The organism is Novosphingobium bradum, assembly GCF_042646485.1.
Taxonomy (GTDB): Bacteria; Pseudomonadota; Alphaproteobacteria; order Sphingomonadales; family Sphingomonadaceae; genus Novosphingobium; species Novosphingobium bradum.
Genome location: NZ_JBHRTQ010000001.1, coordinates 245,427 through 260,526 on the forward strand (window position 1 = coordinate 245,427; position 15,100 = coordinate 260,526).

Annotated in this window: 14 protein-coding genes and 1 pseudogene; 5 read left to right on the plus strand and 10 right to left on the minus strand. The window is 71.3% G+C overall.

The genetic code is table 11. The annotated features are described in order from the left end of the window. Nucleotides 1–84: 84 nt before the first annotated feature. The 3 genes from ACFOD9_RS01105 to ACFOD9_RS01115 form a co-directional block, all read right to left on the minus strand. On the minus strand, nt 85–510 hold the full coding sequence (locus tag ACFOD9_RS01105; RefSeq protein ID WP_379508237.1) for a lipocalin-like domain-containing protein: 426 nt from the start codon (nt 508–510) through the stop codon (nt 85–87). Between the two features lie 59 nt (nt 511–569). Further along, nucleotides 570–1,481: a hypothetical protein gene (locus tag ACFOD9_RS01110; protein WP_379508238.1), complete on the minus strand. Its 912-nt coding sequence runs from the start codon at nt 1,479–1,481 to the stop codon at nt 570–572. A 155-nt stretch (nt 1,482–1,636) separates the two neighbouring features. Continuing rightward, nucleotides 1,637–2,752 (minus strand): CaiB/BaiF CoA transferase family protein, encoded by a 1,116-nt coding sequence (locus tag ACFOD9_RS01115; protein WP_379508239.1) that lies wholly within the window; start codon nt 2,750–2,752, stop codon nt 1,637–1,639. Nucleotides 2,753–2,901: 149 nt separating this feature from the next. Between ACFOD9_RS01115 and ACFOD9_RS01120 the strand changes: the two genes are divergently transcribed. Together ACFOD9_RS01120 and ACFOD9_RS01125 are read left to right on the plus strand one after the other, a co-directional pair. Then, entirely contained in the window at nt 2,902–3,327 is a 426-nt protein-coding gene (locus ACFOD9_RS01120) for a hypothetical protein (protein ID WP_379508240.1), read from the plus strand. A gap of 97 nt (nt 3,328–3,424) precedes the next feature. Further along, nucleotides 3,425–3,714 (plus strand): annotated as a pseudogene (locus ACFOD9_RS01125) (GIY-YIG nuclease family protein). A 62-nt stretch (nt 3,715–3,776) separates the two neighbouring features. On the opposite strand, the gene ACFOD9_RS01130 reads toward ACFOD9_RS01125, so the two are convergent. Both ACFOD9_RS01130 and ACFOD9_RS01135 read right to left on the minus strand, forming a co-directional pair. Beyond that, nucleotides 3,777–4,280, minus strand: a complete 504-nt coding sequence (locus ACFOD9_RS01130; protein WP_379508241.1) for a nuclear transport factor 2 family protein — start codon at nt 4,278–4,280, stop codon at nt 3,777–3,779. 19 nt (nt 4,281–4,299) lie between these two features. After that, nucleotides 4,300–5,004 carry a TetR family transcriptional regulator gene (locus tag ACFOD9_RS01135; RefSeq protein ID WP_379508242.1) on the minus strand — a complete coding sequence of 235 codons (705 nt, stop codon included), beginning with the start codon at nt 5,002–5,004 and terminating at the stop codon, nt 4,300–4,302. 210 nt (nt 5,005–5,214) lie between these two features. Here ACFOD9_RS01135 and ACFOD9_RS01140 point away from each other — a divergent pair, with 210 nt between their 5' ends. Together ACFOD9_RS01140 and ACFOD9_RS01145 are read left to right on the plus strand one after the other, a co-directional pair. Then, entirely contained in the window at nt 5,215–5,649 is a 435-nt protein-coding gene (locus ACFOD9_RS01140; RefSeq protein WP_379508243.1) for a Zn-ribbon domain-containing OB-fold protein, read from the plus strand. Further along, nucleotides 5,646–6,779 (plus strand): thiolase C-terminal domain-containing protein, encoded by a 1,134-nt coding sequence (locus tag ACFOD9_RS01145; protein WP_379508244.1) that lies wholly within the window; start codon nt 5,646–5,648, stop codon nt 6,777–6,779. Before ACFOD9_RS01140 ends, ACFOD9_RS01145 begins: the two co-directional genes overlap by 4 nt. 32 nt (nt 6,780–6,811) lie before the next feature. On the opposite strand, the gene ACFOD9_RS01150 is transcribed toward ACFOD9_RS01145, so the two are convergent. Together ACFOD9_RS01150 and ACFOD9_RS01155 are read right to left on the minus strand one after the other, a co-directional pair. Beyond that, the gene (locus tag ACFOD9_RS01150; RefSeq protein WP_379508245.1) at nt 6,812–8,626 is read right to left on the minus strand and encodes an acyclic terpene utilization AtuA family protein; all 1,815 of its coding nucleotides are present in this window, start codon (nt 8,624–8,626) and stop codon (nt 6,812–6,814) included. A 24-nt stretch (nt 8,627–8,650) separates the two neighbouring features. Beyond that, nucleotides 8,651–10,381, minus strand: coding sequence for an N-acyl-D-amino-acid deacylase family protein (locus ACFOD9_RS01155; protein WP_379508246.1), 1,731 nt, complete (start codon nt 10,379–10,381; stop codon nt 8,651–8,653). A 206-nt stretch (nt 10,382–10,587) separates the two neighbouring features. Here ACFOD9_RS01155 and ACFOD9_RS01160 point away from each other — a divergent pair, with 206 nt between their 5' ends. After that, on the plus strand, nt 10,588–11,559 hold the full coding sequence (locus tag ACFOD9_RS01160; RefSeq protein ID WP_379508247.1) for a LysR family transcriptional regulator: 972 nt from the start codon (nt 10,588–10,590) through the stop codon (nt 11,557–11,559). Nucleotides 11,560–11,593: 34 nt separating this feature from the next. Here the strand turns inward: ACFOD9_RS01160 and ACFOD9_RS01165 are convergent, their stop codons facing one another. The 3 genes from ACFOD9_RS01165 to ACFOD9_RS01175 form a co-directional block, all read right to left on the minus strand. Then, on the minus strand, nt 11,594–12,865 hold the full coding sequence (locus ACFOD9_RS01165; RefSeq protein WP_379508248.1) for an MFS transporter: 1,272 nt from the start codon (nt 12,863–12,865) through the stop codon (nt 11,594–11,596). Further along, the gene (locus ACFOD9_RS01170) at nt 12,862–13,905 is read right to left on the minus strand and encodes an alpha/beta hydrolase (protein WP_379508249.1); all 1,044 of its coding nucleotides are present in this window, start codon (nt 13,903–13,905) and stop codon (nt 12,862–12,864) included. The genes ACFOD9_RS01165 and ACFOD9_RS01170 overlap by 4 nt, the downstream gene beginning before the upstream one ends. 92 nt (nt 13,906–13,997) lie before the next feature. Next, complete coding sequence (locus ACFOD9_RS01175) at nt 13,998–14,786, minus strand: sugar phosphate isomerase/epimerase family protein (protein ID WP_379508250.1); 789 nt, start codon at nt 14,784–14,786, stop codon at nt 13,998–14,000. Nucleotides 14,787–15,100: the final 314 nt, after the last annotated feature.

Sequence of the window (15,100 nt, forward strand, 5' to 3'; positions counted from 1 at the left end):
ATCGTGGCCCCCGCCTCTGCCCGGAATTGACAGGATGCTACCAACTTTGCGGCAAGGTCAAGCGCCGGCCGGCGCGCGCGCGGCTCAGGTTCGCGGCGCAACCCGCTGCCACACCAGCGACATCGCCCGACCGATGGGGATCGCCGGCGGGGTGCGGATTTCCAGCCGGTCGCCGTCAAGCGTGAGGTGGCGGACATAGTCCAGCCCCATGCCCGCCGCGCTGGAGCTGACATCGACATGGTGGGTCACCGTGTCGCCATCGAGCGTGAAGAACCCGCCATAGGCAACGAAGTTTCCGGCCTGGGCCAGCCGCTCGGCGTCGGTCGCCCCCGGCGGCGGCGCGGCCTGGTCGGTATGGGCGATCAGCGCGGCCATCCGGCCATCGGGCATATAGTGGATATAGCCGTTGGGCTCAGGCCCGAAGCCCTGCTCGTCGCTGTCGCGCCCGTCCTTCTGGACCACCGCCGAAACCAGCTTCCACGAACCCAGCAGCCTGGCCCGATCGATCATCCATCCCACTCCCGGCTTGTCCTGTTGCCGGCCGATTGCAGGACCGCGCGGCGCGATTGTCAATGGCGCCGCAGCATGACCTCGGGCGGGGCGAGCCGGGGCGCCGTGCCGGCCGGGCCGACCACCCGCCCGATCAGCGCCCCGCGCCGCCGCCCGGCCGTATCGAGCCGGAACGCGCCGCCCCCCACCTCGTCCGGCCCCACCACAAAGCGCAGCCGGCCATCGCCATCGGGGCGGACTCGGCGATCGTCGGCGCCGGGGGTCCGCAGGTGTTCGAGCCAGTGGCTGCAGGCGTGGACCGACCAGTAGCCGGTGATCCCGCGCGGCATGGCGATCTCCAGATGCTCGCCGGGGGCAAGATCGAAGGTGCCGAGGAAATACTGGGTATCGGCATCGCCCAGCACCTTTTCGGCCAGCTCCGGCGGGGGCAGGGCCAGCGCGTTGCGCGCCGGGGCCATGGCCGCCACCCAGCCCAGGTATTCGCGCACCTGCGCGAGGAACATCCGCGCAGCCCCAGCCAGCATGGCCGCGCCGTCGCCCATGGGCAGGCCGGTGGGGGTGGAAGCGGACGCGGGCGGGGGCGCGCCATCCAGCAGCAGCCGGGCGGGCGCGGCGCGCGGATCGCGGTGGAGCACGCGGATCAGGAGGGACCGCGCCTCGGGCGGCAGGGCCATCGCCTCCGGCCCCCGCGCCTCAGGCCCAAGCTCCAGCGCGAAGGCGCCGTCCGGCCCGCAGCGGGCGGCATCGAAGGCGGTGTAATCGAGCAGGATCGGCGCGCCGGCCGCATCGGGCCGGTAGATCCCCAGGCCCACCCGCTCCGAGCCACGAAGCTCGCCGGTCAGGCGATAGCAGCGGGCGGGATCAAGCGCGGCGCTGAAGATCCGGTAATCGGGATTGGGACCGCCGCAGGCGGGCAGGGCGCGGCGCAGGCCGCCCTCCTCCAGCAGGTGGGGCAGGGCGGCCGCGGCCATGGCCGCGGCCAGCAGCCGGGCGAGATAGGCCTCGCCCTCGGCCGCCAGCGCCGCGTCGGGAGCCTCTGCGCGCAGCAGGGCGCGCGCCTCCTCCCGCGCGGCGTCCAGCGCTGCCCAAGGCCCGCCCGGATCGGACGCGACTGGATCGGCCCTGGTCAGAGCAGGCCCGCCTGTTCCAGCCCGGCGATCTCCTCGGCGGAAAAGCCCGCCTCGGCCAGCACCGCGGCGGTATCCTCGCCCACGGCATGGGGCGCTTCGCCGCGCGTGCCGGTGGACTGGCCCCCGGCGGTGATCCGCACCGGGTTGCCGGGCACCGGGGTTCCGGCGCAATCGGCGATGGTCCCGCGCGCCACGACCTGCGGATCGCTCAGCAATTGCGCGGCGTGGTTGACCATGGTCACCGCCGCGCCGCCCGGCGCCAGCATGGCCACCCAGTCCGCCGCCGGGCGCGTGGCGAAGACGCCGCCGATCGTGGCGATGATCGCCCCGGCCTCGTCGCCCCAGCGGTAGAGCTTGTCCTTCAGTTCGGGCAGGCCCAGCCCGTCGCACAGCGCCGCCCAGGTGCGCGGCTCGGAACAGGCGATGGCCACTTCGCGCCCGTCGGCGCAAGCATAGCGGTGCCGGTCAGGCGTGGCGGCGATGATATAGGGCTTTTCGGCCAGGGCATTGACCCCGCCGGTCAGCACCCAGGTTGCCGCTTCCGAAAGGGCGATGTCGATGAAGGCGCCCTCGCCGGTGCGCGCGCGTTCGAGCAGCGCGCCCTGCACGCCGATCACTGCGGCCATCGCGCCATAGGGCACGGCCATCTGGATGCCGGGGTGGAAGGCGGGATCGGCGTTCATCTGGGTGAGCAGGCCCGAGTGGGCAAGGTAGGAGATATCGTGCCCGGAATGATCGGCGTTCGGCCCGGTCTGCCCGAAGCCGGTGATCGCGCACCAGATGATCCTGGGATTGACCGCCTTGGCCTGGGCATAGCCGAAGCCGCGCTGTTCCATCGAACCGGGCTTGGCATTCTCGATCACCACGTCGGCCGAGGCGGCCAGGCGCAGCAGGACCGCGTTGGCCGCGGGGTTCCGCAGGTCCAGCGCGATCGAGCGCTTGGCCCGGCTCATCGGCAACTGGCCAAGCACCAGGCTGGGCTTGCCCTTCTGGGCCGGGCTTTCGACGCGGATCACCTCGGCGCCAAGATCGGCCAGCAGGACCGTGCAGATCGCGCCGGGCGGGAACGCCGTGAAATCGAGCACTTTCAGGCCCGCGAGCGGTTGCAGCATATCATGTCCTCATTGTCGTGTGTCGCGGCGCTGATGGCATCGCGGCGGAGCCACGACAAGCACGCGATCCCAAGGCATCGTCGCGGCGGTTTGACCCTGCCGGATGCGGGGCATACCCTCTGCGCCGACAGCATGACCGGGAGAGCATCATGCCCAGGATCGAACCCATTCCGATGGACCGGCTGAGCGAGGAAAGCCGCGCCGCCTATGAAGCGGGCGCGAAAGCCGGAGCCTTCACCGATCCGATCCCCTACCAGATCCTGGCCTATGCCCACCACGCCGCGCCGCCCGCCGATGGCGACCGGCACCCCAATTATCCCGCCAGCCTGCTCCCCGGCAGCCTGCTTGAACGGCTCCACGCCGATCACCACGGCATCGACGATGATTTCTACCGCCGCCTCGCGGCGCAATTCACCACGGCCGAAATCATCGAACTGGGCCAGATCTGCGGCTCCACCATGGGAATGCACCGCTTCCTCCACACCCTGCGCTTCTACAGCGACGAGCCCCCGGTGATCCCCTACGATCCGGCGCAAGTCGGCGTGACCCGCGCCCAGCGCGAGGCCGCCGGCTGAGGGCCACGCGCCCCGGCAAATTCCGGCCGCCGTTCTCGCCTGATCGTCATGCCAGCGAAGGCTGGCATCTGGTGCCGCCAGGTGTAACGGTGCAGCCATGCACAAGGGCGGCTGGACCTACATTCTGACCAACAAGCCCGCGGGCGTCCTGTACATCGGCGTGACGAGCGATCTCGCCGCGCGAATGATGCAGCACCGCGCCGGCACCGGGTCGGCGTTCTGCCGCAAATACGGCATCAAGCGCCTCGTCCTTGCCGAACCGCACGCGACCATCGCAGAAGCCATTGCCCGCGAGAAAGCGGTCAAGGCGTGGCAGCGGGAATGAAAATCCGGCTGATCGAACAGGCCGATCCCGGCTGGGACGATCTGTTCGAACGCCTCGCATGACCGAGAGAGATGCCAGCCTGCGCTGGCATGACGGAGCTGGGGGTAACGGCCAAACCGCCCGCTTAAACCGCCCGCCCATCGTTCGGCGTGAACTCGTTCCACACGCGCACCACCTTGCGCCGCGCGATCAGCCAGCCTTCGGGGGTGCGGCGGCACAGGTCGCGGTATTGCACGCCGAGCGTCATCTGTTCGCCGGCCACGCCGGCGGCGTGCTTGTGGACCGCGATGGCATAGGACCAGCAGGTGGCCGTATCGCCATCGATCACCACGTGCTGGTTGGTCACGTTGTGCTGGGTCGCGGCATAGGCCGCCGCGCCGCCATGAACCTTGGGCAGGTATTCGTCGATCGGAAACGATCCCACGCTGCCATCGGCCACGGCATCGTCGGTGAACACGCTGCGGCACAGGTCATAGTCGCGCAGGTCCACCCCCAGGGCATAGACCTTGACCAGCTGGCTCACCGCATACCTGTCGGCCAGTTCGGCGGGCGAGGGGCTGGGGATCGGGCCGGCCCAGGCGCCGCGATTGCTGTCTTCAAGATGGCTGGCGTCCAGCTGGCTGGTCATGGTGGTCATCCTCTCGTTCTCATGGGTGCGCGGCCTTGCGGGCATCGAGCCGCAGGGCCATGCCTTCGATGATCGCGCGCAGTTGCGCGGCATGGGCCTCGTCGCTGACCCCGCGGGTGTTCTGGTGTTCCAGCGCGGCGCTGAGCAGCGGATAGTCGGCCGGGACCGGGGTGGGCACGTCGGGGGCGACGCCCGCCCGGCGCATCTGCCGCTCCAGCACCACGCAGCCGCGATTGTAGAGCGAAAGGATGGTGATGTTCTGCAAGGCCTCGGCCGGGGTGAACCCGGCCGCGACCATCCTTGCCAGCCCCGCCTCGGCGCCGGGCCAGAAATAGGCGAGGGCATCCTCGCCGGCGCGCGCGCCGCGCATGAACAGGAGGTCGCAGGCCAGGTCGTCGGCGCGCATGGCCTCGCGCAGCCGGGTGAAAGTCTCGAACAGGCTGTCCTGCCACGTCCCCTCGGCGGCGGGCACGATCAGGGGGTGGAACGAGCGCGCCGCATCCACGGTCAGCGCGGCGATCAGGGCATCCTTGTTGCGGAAGTACCAGTAGATGCTGGTCACCCCGATCCCCAGGTGCGCGGCCAGGCGCGGCATCGACAGCGCGTCCAGCCCGATCTCCTGGGCCAGCGCCTTGGCCCCGGCCAGGATCTGCTCGGCGCTGATCGAGCCGCGCTCGGCCCGCGTGCGCCCCGGCCTTTGGGCAAGCTGTTGCCTGGTCACCATGCGAAGAACGGTTCCTGATTAACGCCGCGGCGATGGTGTCGGCCCCTGCCGGTTCGCCCGGTTGACGGGTCTGCCGAATGGCATATCGTAAGTCAATCGAGAAGGCCTTGGCGAGAAGGCCTTGGCGAGACGCAGGCTGGCGCAACCGGAGGGCAGGATGAACGCAGCGCGATCGGTTCGGCACCTGGGCGGCAGCGGGCGGCCCGCGCGATGAATGCCCCGGCTCCCCTTCGCGCCGAACCGCGGCCCACGCCCGAAACCGCGCCCTTCTGGGATCACGCCGCGCAAGGCGAGCTGTGGCTGCCGCGCTGCCGCGATACCGGGCGGTTCTTCTTCCCGCCGCGCGCCTTCTCGCCCTTCACCGGCGGGCCGATCGACTGGGAGCAGGCCAGCGGTCGGGCCACCCTGGCCTCGTTCCTGGTGGTCCACCAGCCCGCCCCGGGCTTTGCCGAGGAGGTGCCCTATGTCGTCGCCCTTGCCCGGCTCGAGGAAGGCCCGCACCTGATGACCAACCTGCCCGGCGCCCCGGCCGATCCGCAGGTGCTCCGCGCCGCCATCGGCGCCCCGCTGGAGCTGACCTTCGAGCAGCGCGGCGACCATGCCCTGCCGCAGTTCCGGCTGGTGGATGCGGGGGCGGCGGCATGAGCGATGTGGTCATCGTCGGCGCCTCGGAAACCCGGCGGCTAGGGGTCATCCCCGACCAGTCGGCCATGGGCCTGGCCTGCGAGGCGGCGCTGCTGGCGCTCGCCGATGCGGGCCTCACCCTCGCCGATGTCGATGGCGTGGCCAGCACCCAGCCGATCGTCGATCTCGCCTTCACCCTCGGCCTGCGCCCGCGCTGGATCGATGGCACGGTGGTCGGCGGCACCTCCAACCTCGTCCACATCCGCCACGCCATGGCCGCGATCGAGAGCGGGCGGGCCGATGTCGTGCTGATCACCCACGGCGAAAGCGGGCGCTCGGGCATCGGCGGCGCCTTTTACGGGCGCGAGCCGCACAGCCTGATGGGCCAGTTCGAGCTGCCCTGGGGCGTGCTGATGCCGGCCACCCGCTTCACCCTGCCGGTCATGGCCTATCTCCACCGTTATGGCCTGGGCGAGGCCGACCTGGCCGAAGTGCCGGTCGCCCAGTCGCACTGGGCGGCGCGCAATCCGCGCGCGGCGCGCCAGAAGATCCTCACCGTGGACGACGTGCTGGCCTCGCCGCTGATCGCCTGGCCGTTCCACCGCCTCGAAACCTGCCTTCGCAGCGATGGCGGCGGCGCGCTGGTGCTGACCTCGGCCGAACGCGCCGCCGACATGAACCTCGCCGCCCGCCCGGTGCGGATCGCCGGGGCGGGGGAGGCCTGCGAGACGCCCGGCACCCCCTTCATGGAGGACCTCACCTCCAGCCGCGCCTTCCGCGATGCTTCCGCCGCCGCCATGGCCGAGGCGGGGATGAGCCACGGCGATATCGACCACCTGATGATCTACGACGCCTTCGCCCATGTCCCGCTCTACGGGCTGGAGGACATGGGCTTCGTCGAACGCGGCGGCGCGGCCGAATTCATCCGCGGCGGCGCCACCCGCCCGGGCGGTGCCTTGCCGATGAACACCAACGGCGGCGGCCTGCTCTATGCCCATAGCGGGATGTACGGAATGTATGCCCTGCAGGAAGCGGTGCGCCAGATGCAGGGCCGCGCCGCCGCCCAGGTCGACGGCGCCCGCACCAGCCTCGTGCTGGGGGTCGGCGGAATGTTCGCCGCCGCCGGGGCGGTGGTTTTCCAGGCCGGCTGAACCGGAGCGTTTCCCCGGGGAAACGGCGCCGCTCAGCCCGGCGCCCGGGCGCGCAGCTGGCGGGCCAGCGCCTCGGGCACCGGCACCGGGAAGTCCAGCAATTGCTGGCCCATGCCCTTGGCCGCGAGGTCCATCCTGAGGTTGGTGCCGGTGGAGCCGCGCATGGTTTCGGCCAGCACGAAGTTCAGCGCGTTGAGGCCGGGCGCGTCATGGCGGATGACCTCGCGGCGGGCGGGATCGTCGAATTCGTGGGCCATCCACTCGGCCATGGCCCCGGCGGTCAGCGCGGCGCGGATATGGGGGAGATAGTCGGCCTCGCGGGCGATCACCGCCAGGTTGAACAGGTTGCCCTTGTCGCCGCTGCGAACCCAGGCGAGGTCCACCAGCGATACCTGCGCCGGGCCGCCGCCGGGGCGCTCGTCCACCGCCGGGCGCGGCGGCTCGGGGGCGGGGGGCACGGTCGCCGCCTCGGGCGCCAGCACGATGGTCTCGCCGTCCACGGTCACCTGCGGGGCCAGCCGGTCGCGCGGGAGGAGGAAGCAGAACAACAGGTGGCTGGGCGAAATCGCCGGGGCGAGCGGGCTGAACAGGGTGCCGGCGCTGCCGTTGAGGCAGATCGCCGCGCATTCGGTGGCAAACAGGCGGGCGGCGCGCGCATCGCGGGTGCGGTAGACCAGCCGCGCCAGCGCCTCGGCCGCTTGCGCGTTGCCGCCGGGCGCATGGGGGGTCAGCTCGCCCGCGCCGAACAGTTCGCTATGGGTCGCCATCGGCTCGGGCAGGCCCAGTTCGGCCACCAGCCGGGCGGTGCGCGCGAAGATCGCCCCGGCCATGCGCCGCGCCTTGTCCGCCGCGCGCGTGCCGATCACCGGGAGCAGGCCCACCGCCTTCCACCCCTCGTCGGAAATGGCACAGACCTTGTAGCACCCCGAAGGCGCCCGCCCGCGCGCGCCGCGCACCGCCACCCGGTCGGGGCCAATCTGACTGAGGGTGACGCCGGAAAAGTCGCAGATCACATCGGGCACGGCATAGGCGGCCGGATCGCTCACCTCATAGAGCGCCTGTTCGGCGACCGTGCCAATGCTGGCCGCCCCGCCGGTGTCTTCGGGCTTGGTCACCACGAAGGAGCCATCGGCGCGGCATTCGGCCACGGCGAAGCCGATATCGTCAAGCCCGGGCAGGTCGAGCCAGTCGGTGAAGGTGCCGCCGGTGGCCTGGGCGCCGCATTCGAGCAGGTGGCCAGCGAGCGTGCCCGAGGCCAGCCGGTCCAGATCGCCGCGCTGCCAGCCGAATTCGTGGATCAGCGGGCCAAGGGTAAGCGCGCTGTCCACCACCCGCCCGGTCAGGACGATCTGCGCCCCCCGGTCCAGCGCCTCGGCGATCGGGAAGGCGCCGAAATAGGCGTTGGCGGCAATAACTTGGTCGGGCCACGGCGCGCCGCTGAACATATCGCAATGGCCCTCAAGCCCAAGCGCGGCAAGCTGGGGGCGCAGGTCGTCGCCGGAGACCACGCCGATGCGGGGATGGAGGCCTAGCTGAGCCGCGCGCGCCTTCAGCGCGGCGGCGGCGGCATGGGGATTGAGCCCGCCGGCATTGGTGATCACCCGGATCCCCCTGGCGAGGATGCGATCGAGCCAGGGCAGCAGGTGGCTATCCAGAAACGGTTGCGACCAGCCGGCGCCCGGATCGCGGCCCATCTCGATCAGGAAGGCCGACATCATCGCCTCGGCCATGTGATCGAACACGATGTAATCGGGCGGCACCGGGCTGGCGAGGTGCTGGAGCACGCCCAACGGCGAATCGATCCGCCCCCCGCTGCCCGCCGCGATGCGGACGATCCTGTCAGTCATGCCTTCTCCTGCGGGGCGGGCCGTTCACGCGGCGGCGCGGGCGCCGCGCACCAGCCGGCCGGGCAGGGCGCCGGTCGGCTCGCCGCCGCGATAGGTGACCACGCCCGAAACCACCGTGGCCTCGTAGCCCTCGGCCGACTGGACCAGCCGCCGCCCGCCGGCGGGCAGGTCGTAGACCGCGCTGGGCGGGCGCAGGGCCAGGCGGTCGATGGCGATCACGTTGAGATCGGCCTTCTGGCCCACCGCGATCGTCCCGCGATCGGCCAGGCCCACCGCCTCGGCCGGATCGCGGGTCAGCTTGCGGATCGCCTTGGCCAGCGGCACGCGCCGGGCCGGATCGGGATGGCCGGCCCAGTGCTGGAGGAAATAGGTGGTATAGGCCGCATCGCAGATCATCCCGTAATGCGCGCCGCCATCGCCCAGCCCGATGATCGCGTGGTCGCTGGCGATCATCGCGGCGCCCGCGCCCTCGAACCGGTCGCCGCTGCGGTTGGCGCTGGGGCGGTAGAGGATCTCCTTGCCCTCGCGCGCCAGCAGGGCGTCATAGATCACCGCCTTGGGATCGCGCCCTTCGGCCCGGGCGCGGGCGGCGATGCTGGTGGCCGGATCGGGGTGGTAGTTCGGCGGATCGCCCAGCAGGAACAGCATCTCGAGATCGGAAACGATCTGGCGGAAGAAGGCGTGCGGCTCCTGCGGTTCCTCGGCCAGCAGGCGTTCGCGCAAGCCCGGCTCGCGCATGGCCGCCACCTTCCGGGCCAGCGGCAGGTCGGCCAGCGGGGCGAAGCTGGGGCAGGAGGCGAAGGGATGGAGCGAGAGGTCCAGCCCCATCAGCGTGCCGATCGGGCGCGGCATGACCTGGGCGCGGATGGCCAGGCCATCGGCGGCGGCCTCGTCCAGCCCGTGCAGCATTTCGCCAAGATCGGCCGGATTGCCCACGGTCTGGGCGAGGGTGAAGGAGACCGGGCGGCCCGAGGTGGTGGCGATGCGGCGCAGCCGGGCAAGCCGTTCGTCCGAGGGGCGCAGGGCATTGTCGATGATCTGGAACACGCCCGTGCCGGCATCGCGCAGCCCTTCGGCCAGCGCCATCACCTCGCGGTCCTGGGCTTCGTGGGTGGGCACGTGATCGCCGTTGCGGAAGCGGTGCGCCCAGGACAGCGTGGTCGAAACCCCGATCGCGCCGGCCCGGATCGCTTCGGTGGTCATGGCGCGCATGGTGGCCAGATCATCCTCGGTCGGCACTTCGAGATAGGCGCCGCGCTCGCCCATCACATAGACCCTGAGCGGATTGTGCGGGAGCTGCGCGGCGAAATCGATGTCGGCCTCGCGGCTGCCGATGAAATCGAGGTATTCGGTGAAGCTCTCCCAGGCCCAGGGCAGGCCATCGGCCATGACCGGCTCGGGAATGTCCTCCACCCCTTCCATCAGCCTGATCGCCATGTCGCGCTGGTGGGCGCGGATCGGGGCGAATCCGACCCCGCAATTGCCCATGACCACGGTGGTCACCCCGTGCTGCGAGGAGGGCGAGAGCCGGTGCTCCCAGGTGACCTGGCCATCATAATGGGTGTGGATGTCAACGAAGCCGGGGGTGACGATGCACCCCGCCGCATCGATCTCCTCCGCGCCGCTTCCATCGACCGTGCCCACGGCCACGATCCGCCCGGCCTTCACCGCCACGTCGCCGGGGCGCGGATCGGCGCCGGTGCCATCGATGATCGTGCCGCCGCGCAGGACCAGGTCATAGGGCTGTTCGGTCATGGCCGGTGGTCCTTGCCGTGGGCGGCCGGCCGTTGCGCGGTTTGTGGCATGGTCCTGTCCCGGTTCGCGGCGCCTTGGCGCGCCTGTCGTGGCTTGATGATAGGCGTTCGCAAGCCCCGGTCCACTGCCAATTGCCCGGAACGGTGCTGCCGGCGTGGCAGCGCCATGCTTGCCTTCGGCAGCGGCGCGCGCCACAGTTCGGCGCGATGGAACTGCGCCACCTTCGATACTTCGTGGCCGCCTGCGAGGAAGGCTCGTTGCAGCGCGCCGCGCAGCGCATGAACGTGGCCCAGCCGGCCCTGATGCGGCGCATCCGCGACCTGGAAGAGGAGCTGGGCTGCCGCCTGCTCGAACGCTCCTCGCGCGGGGTGATCCCCACGACTGCCGGCGAACGGTTCTACCGCGACCTCCAGCGCCATCTCGCCGGGATCGGCCGGGCCGTGGCCCAGGCGCGCAGCCGGGGCGCCGAACAGGGCGAGCAGGTGGGCGTGGGCCTGCTCTACAATTCGCGCCGCTACACCTTCCTCAACCGGGCCATCGCCGAGTTCCGGGCCGAGCGACGGGAGGTGAAGATCGCCTTCGTCCGCAGCCAGTCGCGCGAACTGATCGCCCGGCTCCATGATCGCACGCTCGATCTGGCGTTCCACTATGGCAACGTGCCGCTGCGGCCCGAAGTGCGCGATCGGCTGATCCACACCGAGCACCTGATCCTCGCGCTCCATCCCGACCATCCGGCCGCCGGGAGCAGCGAACCGCTGTCGCTGGCCGAACTGGCGCGGATTCCGCTGGTCTGGCTGGCCCTGCGCGAAGGCGGCGAATACCACGACGCCCTGCTTCACGGCCTGCGCGCCAGCGGGGTGGAGCCGGCCATCGCCCTGCGCGCGGAAAGCTACGAGGAGCTGATCGACCTGACGCTGGCCAGCGGCGGCGCCTGCATCACCGCGGCATCGACCGTGCTCGCGGTGCCCGAGGGCGTGCTCACCTTCCGCGCGATCCGCGCCATGCCGATGCGGCTCAACCTCCACCTCGCCTGGACCGCGGCGCCCGAAGGCTCGCCCCCGGCGGCGCTGCTGCGCCATCTCGATGCCCAGATCGCCCGGCACCAGGCCGAAATCCGCGGCGGCACGCAAGGCTGGTTCCGCCTGGCCGGCCAGCCGATCGTCGAGGTGCCAGGCTGATCGCGGCGGCCCGGCGGCGCCCCGGGGCGCCTCGTCAGGCCGGCTCGGCGCGGGCCGACCAGTCAGGGTAGGGCGGGATCGTGGCCATGGCGAGGGCGGCGACCAGGCAGGCGACGATCCCGTAGAGGAACACCGCATCGTAGGTGCCGAGCCGGTCATAGAGCACGCCGGCGAGCGTGGGGCCGACCGCGCCGGTCACCGCCATGACGCTCATGATCGCGCCGAAGATCAGCCCGTAGTTCCGCAGGCCGCCATAGCGCGAGATCAGGTAGGCGCCCGATTGCATGGAGGCGCCCATGCCCCAGCCCAGCGTGGCCGTGGCCACCACGATCGCCGCGCCCGAGCCGACGAACCACATGAACGCCGCGCAGGCGACCGCCGGCAGGCCATAGGTGATCGCGCCAACCCAGCGGATCGGGGCGTGATCGAGCAGCCAGCCGGTGGCGAGCTTGCCCGGCAGGGCCACCAAGCCGATCCCGCTCATCACGCTGGCCGCCATTGCCCGGCCATAGCCGGCCGAGGTGAGGATGGGGACGAGGTGAACGATCAGCATGGCGAACAGGCAGCCGGTCAGCGCCATGGCCAGGGTGATCCGCAGGATCGCCGGGCTGCGGAGCGCTTCCTCGCGGGTCAGCCCGGCCAGCACTTCGGGCGCGGGCGCCGCGCCGGTGCCGCGCGCGGCATCGCCGGCGCTGTAGAAGAAGGGCATGGCCAGCAGCAGCACCGCCGCGCACCAGCCCAGCCCGAGGGTGAAATAGGCCGCGCGCCAGCCGTGGTTGGTGATGACGAAATGAACCAGCACCGGCACGCCGACCGTGGCGATGGTCGATCCGCACATGGTCACGGCGACCGCCAGGCCGCGGCTCGCCTGGAACCGGCTGGTGATCGCGGCGAACCAGACCGGGTAGTTGACCGGGGCCAGCGCCAGCGCCAGCAGCACCCACATGATCCACCAGTGCACGATCGATCCGCCAAGCAGGCCATAGCCCGCGAGCGCGAGGCCGGTCAGCGCCACGCCCGGCAGGGCCAGCCGGCGCGGGCCGATCCGGTCGATCAGGCTGCCCACGATCGGGCCGGCGGGAATGGCCACCAGGGCCAGCACGGTCACGCCCGAGGAAATCTCGCCGTGGGTCCAGCCGAATTCGCGCACCAGCGGGTCCATGAACAGGCCCAGCGAATAGACCGGCACCGAGATCAGGGTGACGCCGAGCATGGCCGAGAGGACCAGCGGCCAGTTCGCCCGCCACTCTGCGCGGGCGGACCCGGCCGCAGTGGGTGAGGAGGAGATTGTGGCGGGAGTGGTCATGCCTCGTCCTTCCGGGCGCATTCGAGCAGGAACGGCACGGTGCTGCGCGCGGCGCGGCCGAAATGGCGGGTCACGGCGGCATCGGGGGCAAGGCTGTCGAAGCCGTGGAAGCCGCCTTCGACGACGAAAGTGGCGACCGGGACGCCCGCTTGCGCGAGGCGGCGCGCGTAGTCGAGGTTCTCGCGGTAGAACAGGTCAAGGCTGCCGGTGCCCATGAAGGTGGGCGGCAGGCCGCGCAGATCCTCGGCGCGGGCCGGGGCGGCATAGGGCGGAACCTCGCCCCCGGCCGCTTCGCCCAGATAGCAGCGCCAGGCATACTGGTTGCTCGGGCAGGGCCAGACCAGCGTGCCGTCCGGGCCGGCGCGGTGCGGCTCGGCGCGGGTGCGATCATCGAGCATGGGATAGATCAGCACCTGCCCGGCCAGCGCCGGGCCGCCGCGATCGCGGGCCAGGAGGGCAAGGGCGGCCGCCAGTCCGCCGCCCGCGCTGTCGCCGGTGACGAGGATGCGGGAGCGGTCCCAATCCCGATCCCTGTTCCGGGCGGCTCCGTTCGCCCCGCCCCCGCCAGCCTCCCCGGCCGCCCAGGCGAGCACCGACCAGGCATCGTTGAGCGCGGCGGGATAGGGATGTTCGGGGGCGAGGCGATAGTCCACCGCGATCACGGTGAGGCCGGCGCGCGCCCATTCGCGGCTGGTGCGGTCCGAGGTGGCGGCATTGCCGATCAGGTAGCCGCCGCCGTGGAGGGTGATGATCGCCGGGGCGTTCGCAGGGTGGTTCGCCCGGCGATAGATCAGCACGCCGACATCAGGCTCGCCATCGCGGCCGGGGACCACGGCGGGCTGACAGACGAGATCGGGATCGGCATCGGGCAGGCGGTCGGCCGAACGCTCGGCCAGGCCGGCGCGCATGAGCGCAAGGGTTTCGTCCGACATGACGAATTGCGGGGCCGCCGCCGCCGCTTCGCGCAGGTCGGGGTGGACCTCGGCCAGCGGATCGCCCGCCGCGCCGGCATTGCCCCCTGGCTCGGCCAAGTCCGTCATGCCCTTCTCCCATCGTTTTGCCGCAGGCTTGCATATCGGGCCGCGCCTGGGAAGGGCCGCGTCCGCCGGGGGCCAGGTCTGCGCGGGGGCGATCAGGCGCCGAGGCGCACCAGTGTTTCGGAAAGCCAGTCCACGCTGCGGCGAATGGCCGATTCGTAGCCCTCCGCCTCGATGTGGGGACCAAGCACCTCCACGTCGAACAGGCCGGCATAGCCGCCTTCGAGCAGGTGGCCGATCAGCCATTCGAGCGGGATGTCGCCATCGCCGGGCACGCGGCGGTTGAGGCGCAGGCTCTCGCCCACGGTGAAATCGCTGACCTGGACCAGGGCGAAGCGGGCGGCGTGTTCGCGGAACAGGCGGGGCAGGTTGCGCTCGTACCAGACGTTCTGGAGTTCAACCACGATATCGACCCCGCAGCGCTGGGCCAGTTCGGCGGCATCGGCCAGGCTGTGGACGAAGCCGTGGCTGCGGGTGGCCGCGCTGGTATGCTCGATTCCCACGCGGATGCCCTGTTCACCGGCATGGGCGACGACCGGGCCGAGCGCCCCGGCCAGCGCCTCGAAGGCCTCGTCGGTCGAGGCGCCGCGCGGGGCCGGGCCGGACACCGAATAGAACGCCGGGCAGCCGATCGCCCGCGCCGCATCGATCGAGGGCTGGACCGAGGCCAGCCCGCCCATCAGGCCCGTGGCTGCGCCGCCCGCCAGCATGACCGGGCGCAAACCCGAAGCGGCGATCGCTCTGGCCGCGCCGGGCACGTCGTCGGCCAGCTTGGCATAGGCCACGGTGATCGAATGGGCGCCAAGTTCGCGGGCGAAGGCGAGGTCACGGGCCAGCGGCCAGGTGAACGAGGACAATCCGTCGATGCTGATGCGCGGATGCAAGGGGTGCCTGCCTTTCCCGGCCGGTGGCCGCGATCTTGCCGAAGGCGCGCAAGGTTGCCCAAGCCGGGATCAAGCGCAACCGCCGGCACGGCGTTGCGCCGGGTAGCGCCAGGGCGATGGCGCCCGGCCTGTTTCAGCCAGCGCGCTTTAACGAGCGCGCTGCATCAGCGGACCGGCCATCGCGTATTTAACATAAGAAATATTATCGGCCTTGCAGAGCGGGTGCGCGCAGCCACCGGACAGGCCCGGCCCGCTAGGGTCCGTACTCAATAAGGTTGCGCGGGAGGCTGTTGGCTGATTCAAGGTGTCCGAGG

Excerpts from the sequence above, each read along its gene's own strand:
- ACFOD9_RS01145 (WP_379508244.1), top strand. The coding sequence starts at position 5,646 with ATGAGCGATGTGGTCATCGTCGGCGCCTCGGAAACCCGGCGGCTAGGG.
- ACFOD9_RS01130 (WP_379508241.1), bottom strand. The coding sequence starts at position 4,280 with ATGACCAGCCAGCTGGACGCCAGCCATCTTGAAGACAGCAATCGCGGC.
- ACFOD9_RS01135 (WP_379508242.1), bottom strand. The coding sequence starts at position 5,004 with ATGGTGACCAGGCAACAGCTTGCCCAAAGGCCGGGGCGCACGCGGGCC.
- ACFOD9_RS01155 (WP_379508246.1), bottom strand. The coding sequence starts at position 10,381 with ATGACCGAACAGCCCTATGACCTGGTCCTGCGCGGCGGCACGATCATC.
- ACFOD9_RS01170 (WP_379508249.1), bottom strand. The coding sequence starts at position 13,905 with ATGACGGACTTGGCCGAGCCAGGGGGCAATGCCGGCGCGGCGGGCGAT.
- ACFOD9_RS01110 (WP_379508238.1), bottom strand. The coding sequence starts at position 1,481 with ATGGCCGCGGCCGCCCTGCCCCACCTGCTGGAGGAGGGCGGCCTGCGC.
- ACFOD9_RS01115 (WP_379508239.1), bottom strand. The coding sequence starts at position 2,752 with ATGCTGCAACCGCTCGCGGGCCTGAAAGTGCTCGATTTCACGGCGTTC.
- ACFOD9_RS01160 (WP_379508247.1), top strand. The coding sequence starts at position 10,588 with ATGGAACTGCGCCACCTTCGATACTTCGTGGCCGCCTGCGAGGAAGGC.
- ACFOD9_RS01140 (WP_379508243.1), top strand. The coding sequence starts at position 5,215 with ATGAATGCCCCGGCTCCCCTTCGCGCCGAACCGCGGCCCACGCCCGAA.
- ACFOD9_RS01120 (WP_379508240.1), top strand. The coding sequence starts at position 2,902 with ATGCCCAGGATCGAACCCATTCCGATGGACCGGCTGAGCGAGGAAAGC.
- ACFOD9_RS01150 (WP_379508245.1), bottom strand. The coding sequence starts at position 8,626 with ATGACTGACAGGATCGTCCGCATCGCGGCGGGCAGCGGGGGGCGGATC.
- ACFOD9_RS01105 (WP_379508237.1), bottom strand. The coding sequence starts at position 510 with ATGATCGATCGGGCCAGGCTGCTGGGTTCGTGGAAGCTGGTTTCGGCG.
- ACFOD9_RS01165 (WP_379508248.1), bottom strand. The coding sequence starts at position 12,865 with ATGACCACTCCCGCCACAATCTCCTCCTCACCCACTGCGGCCGGGTCC.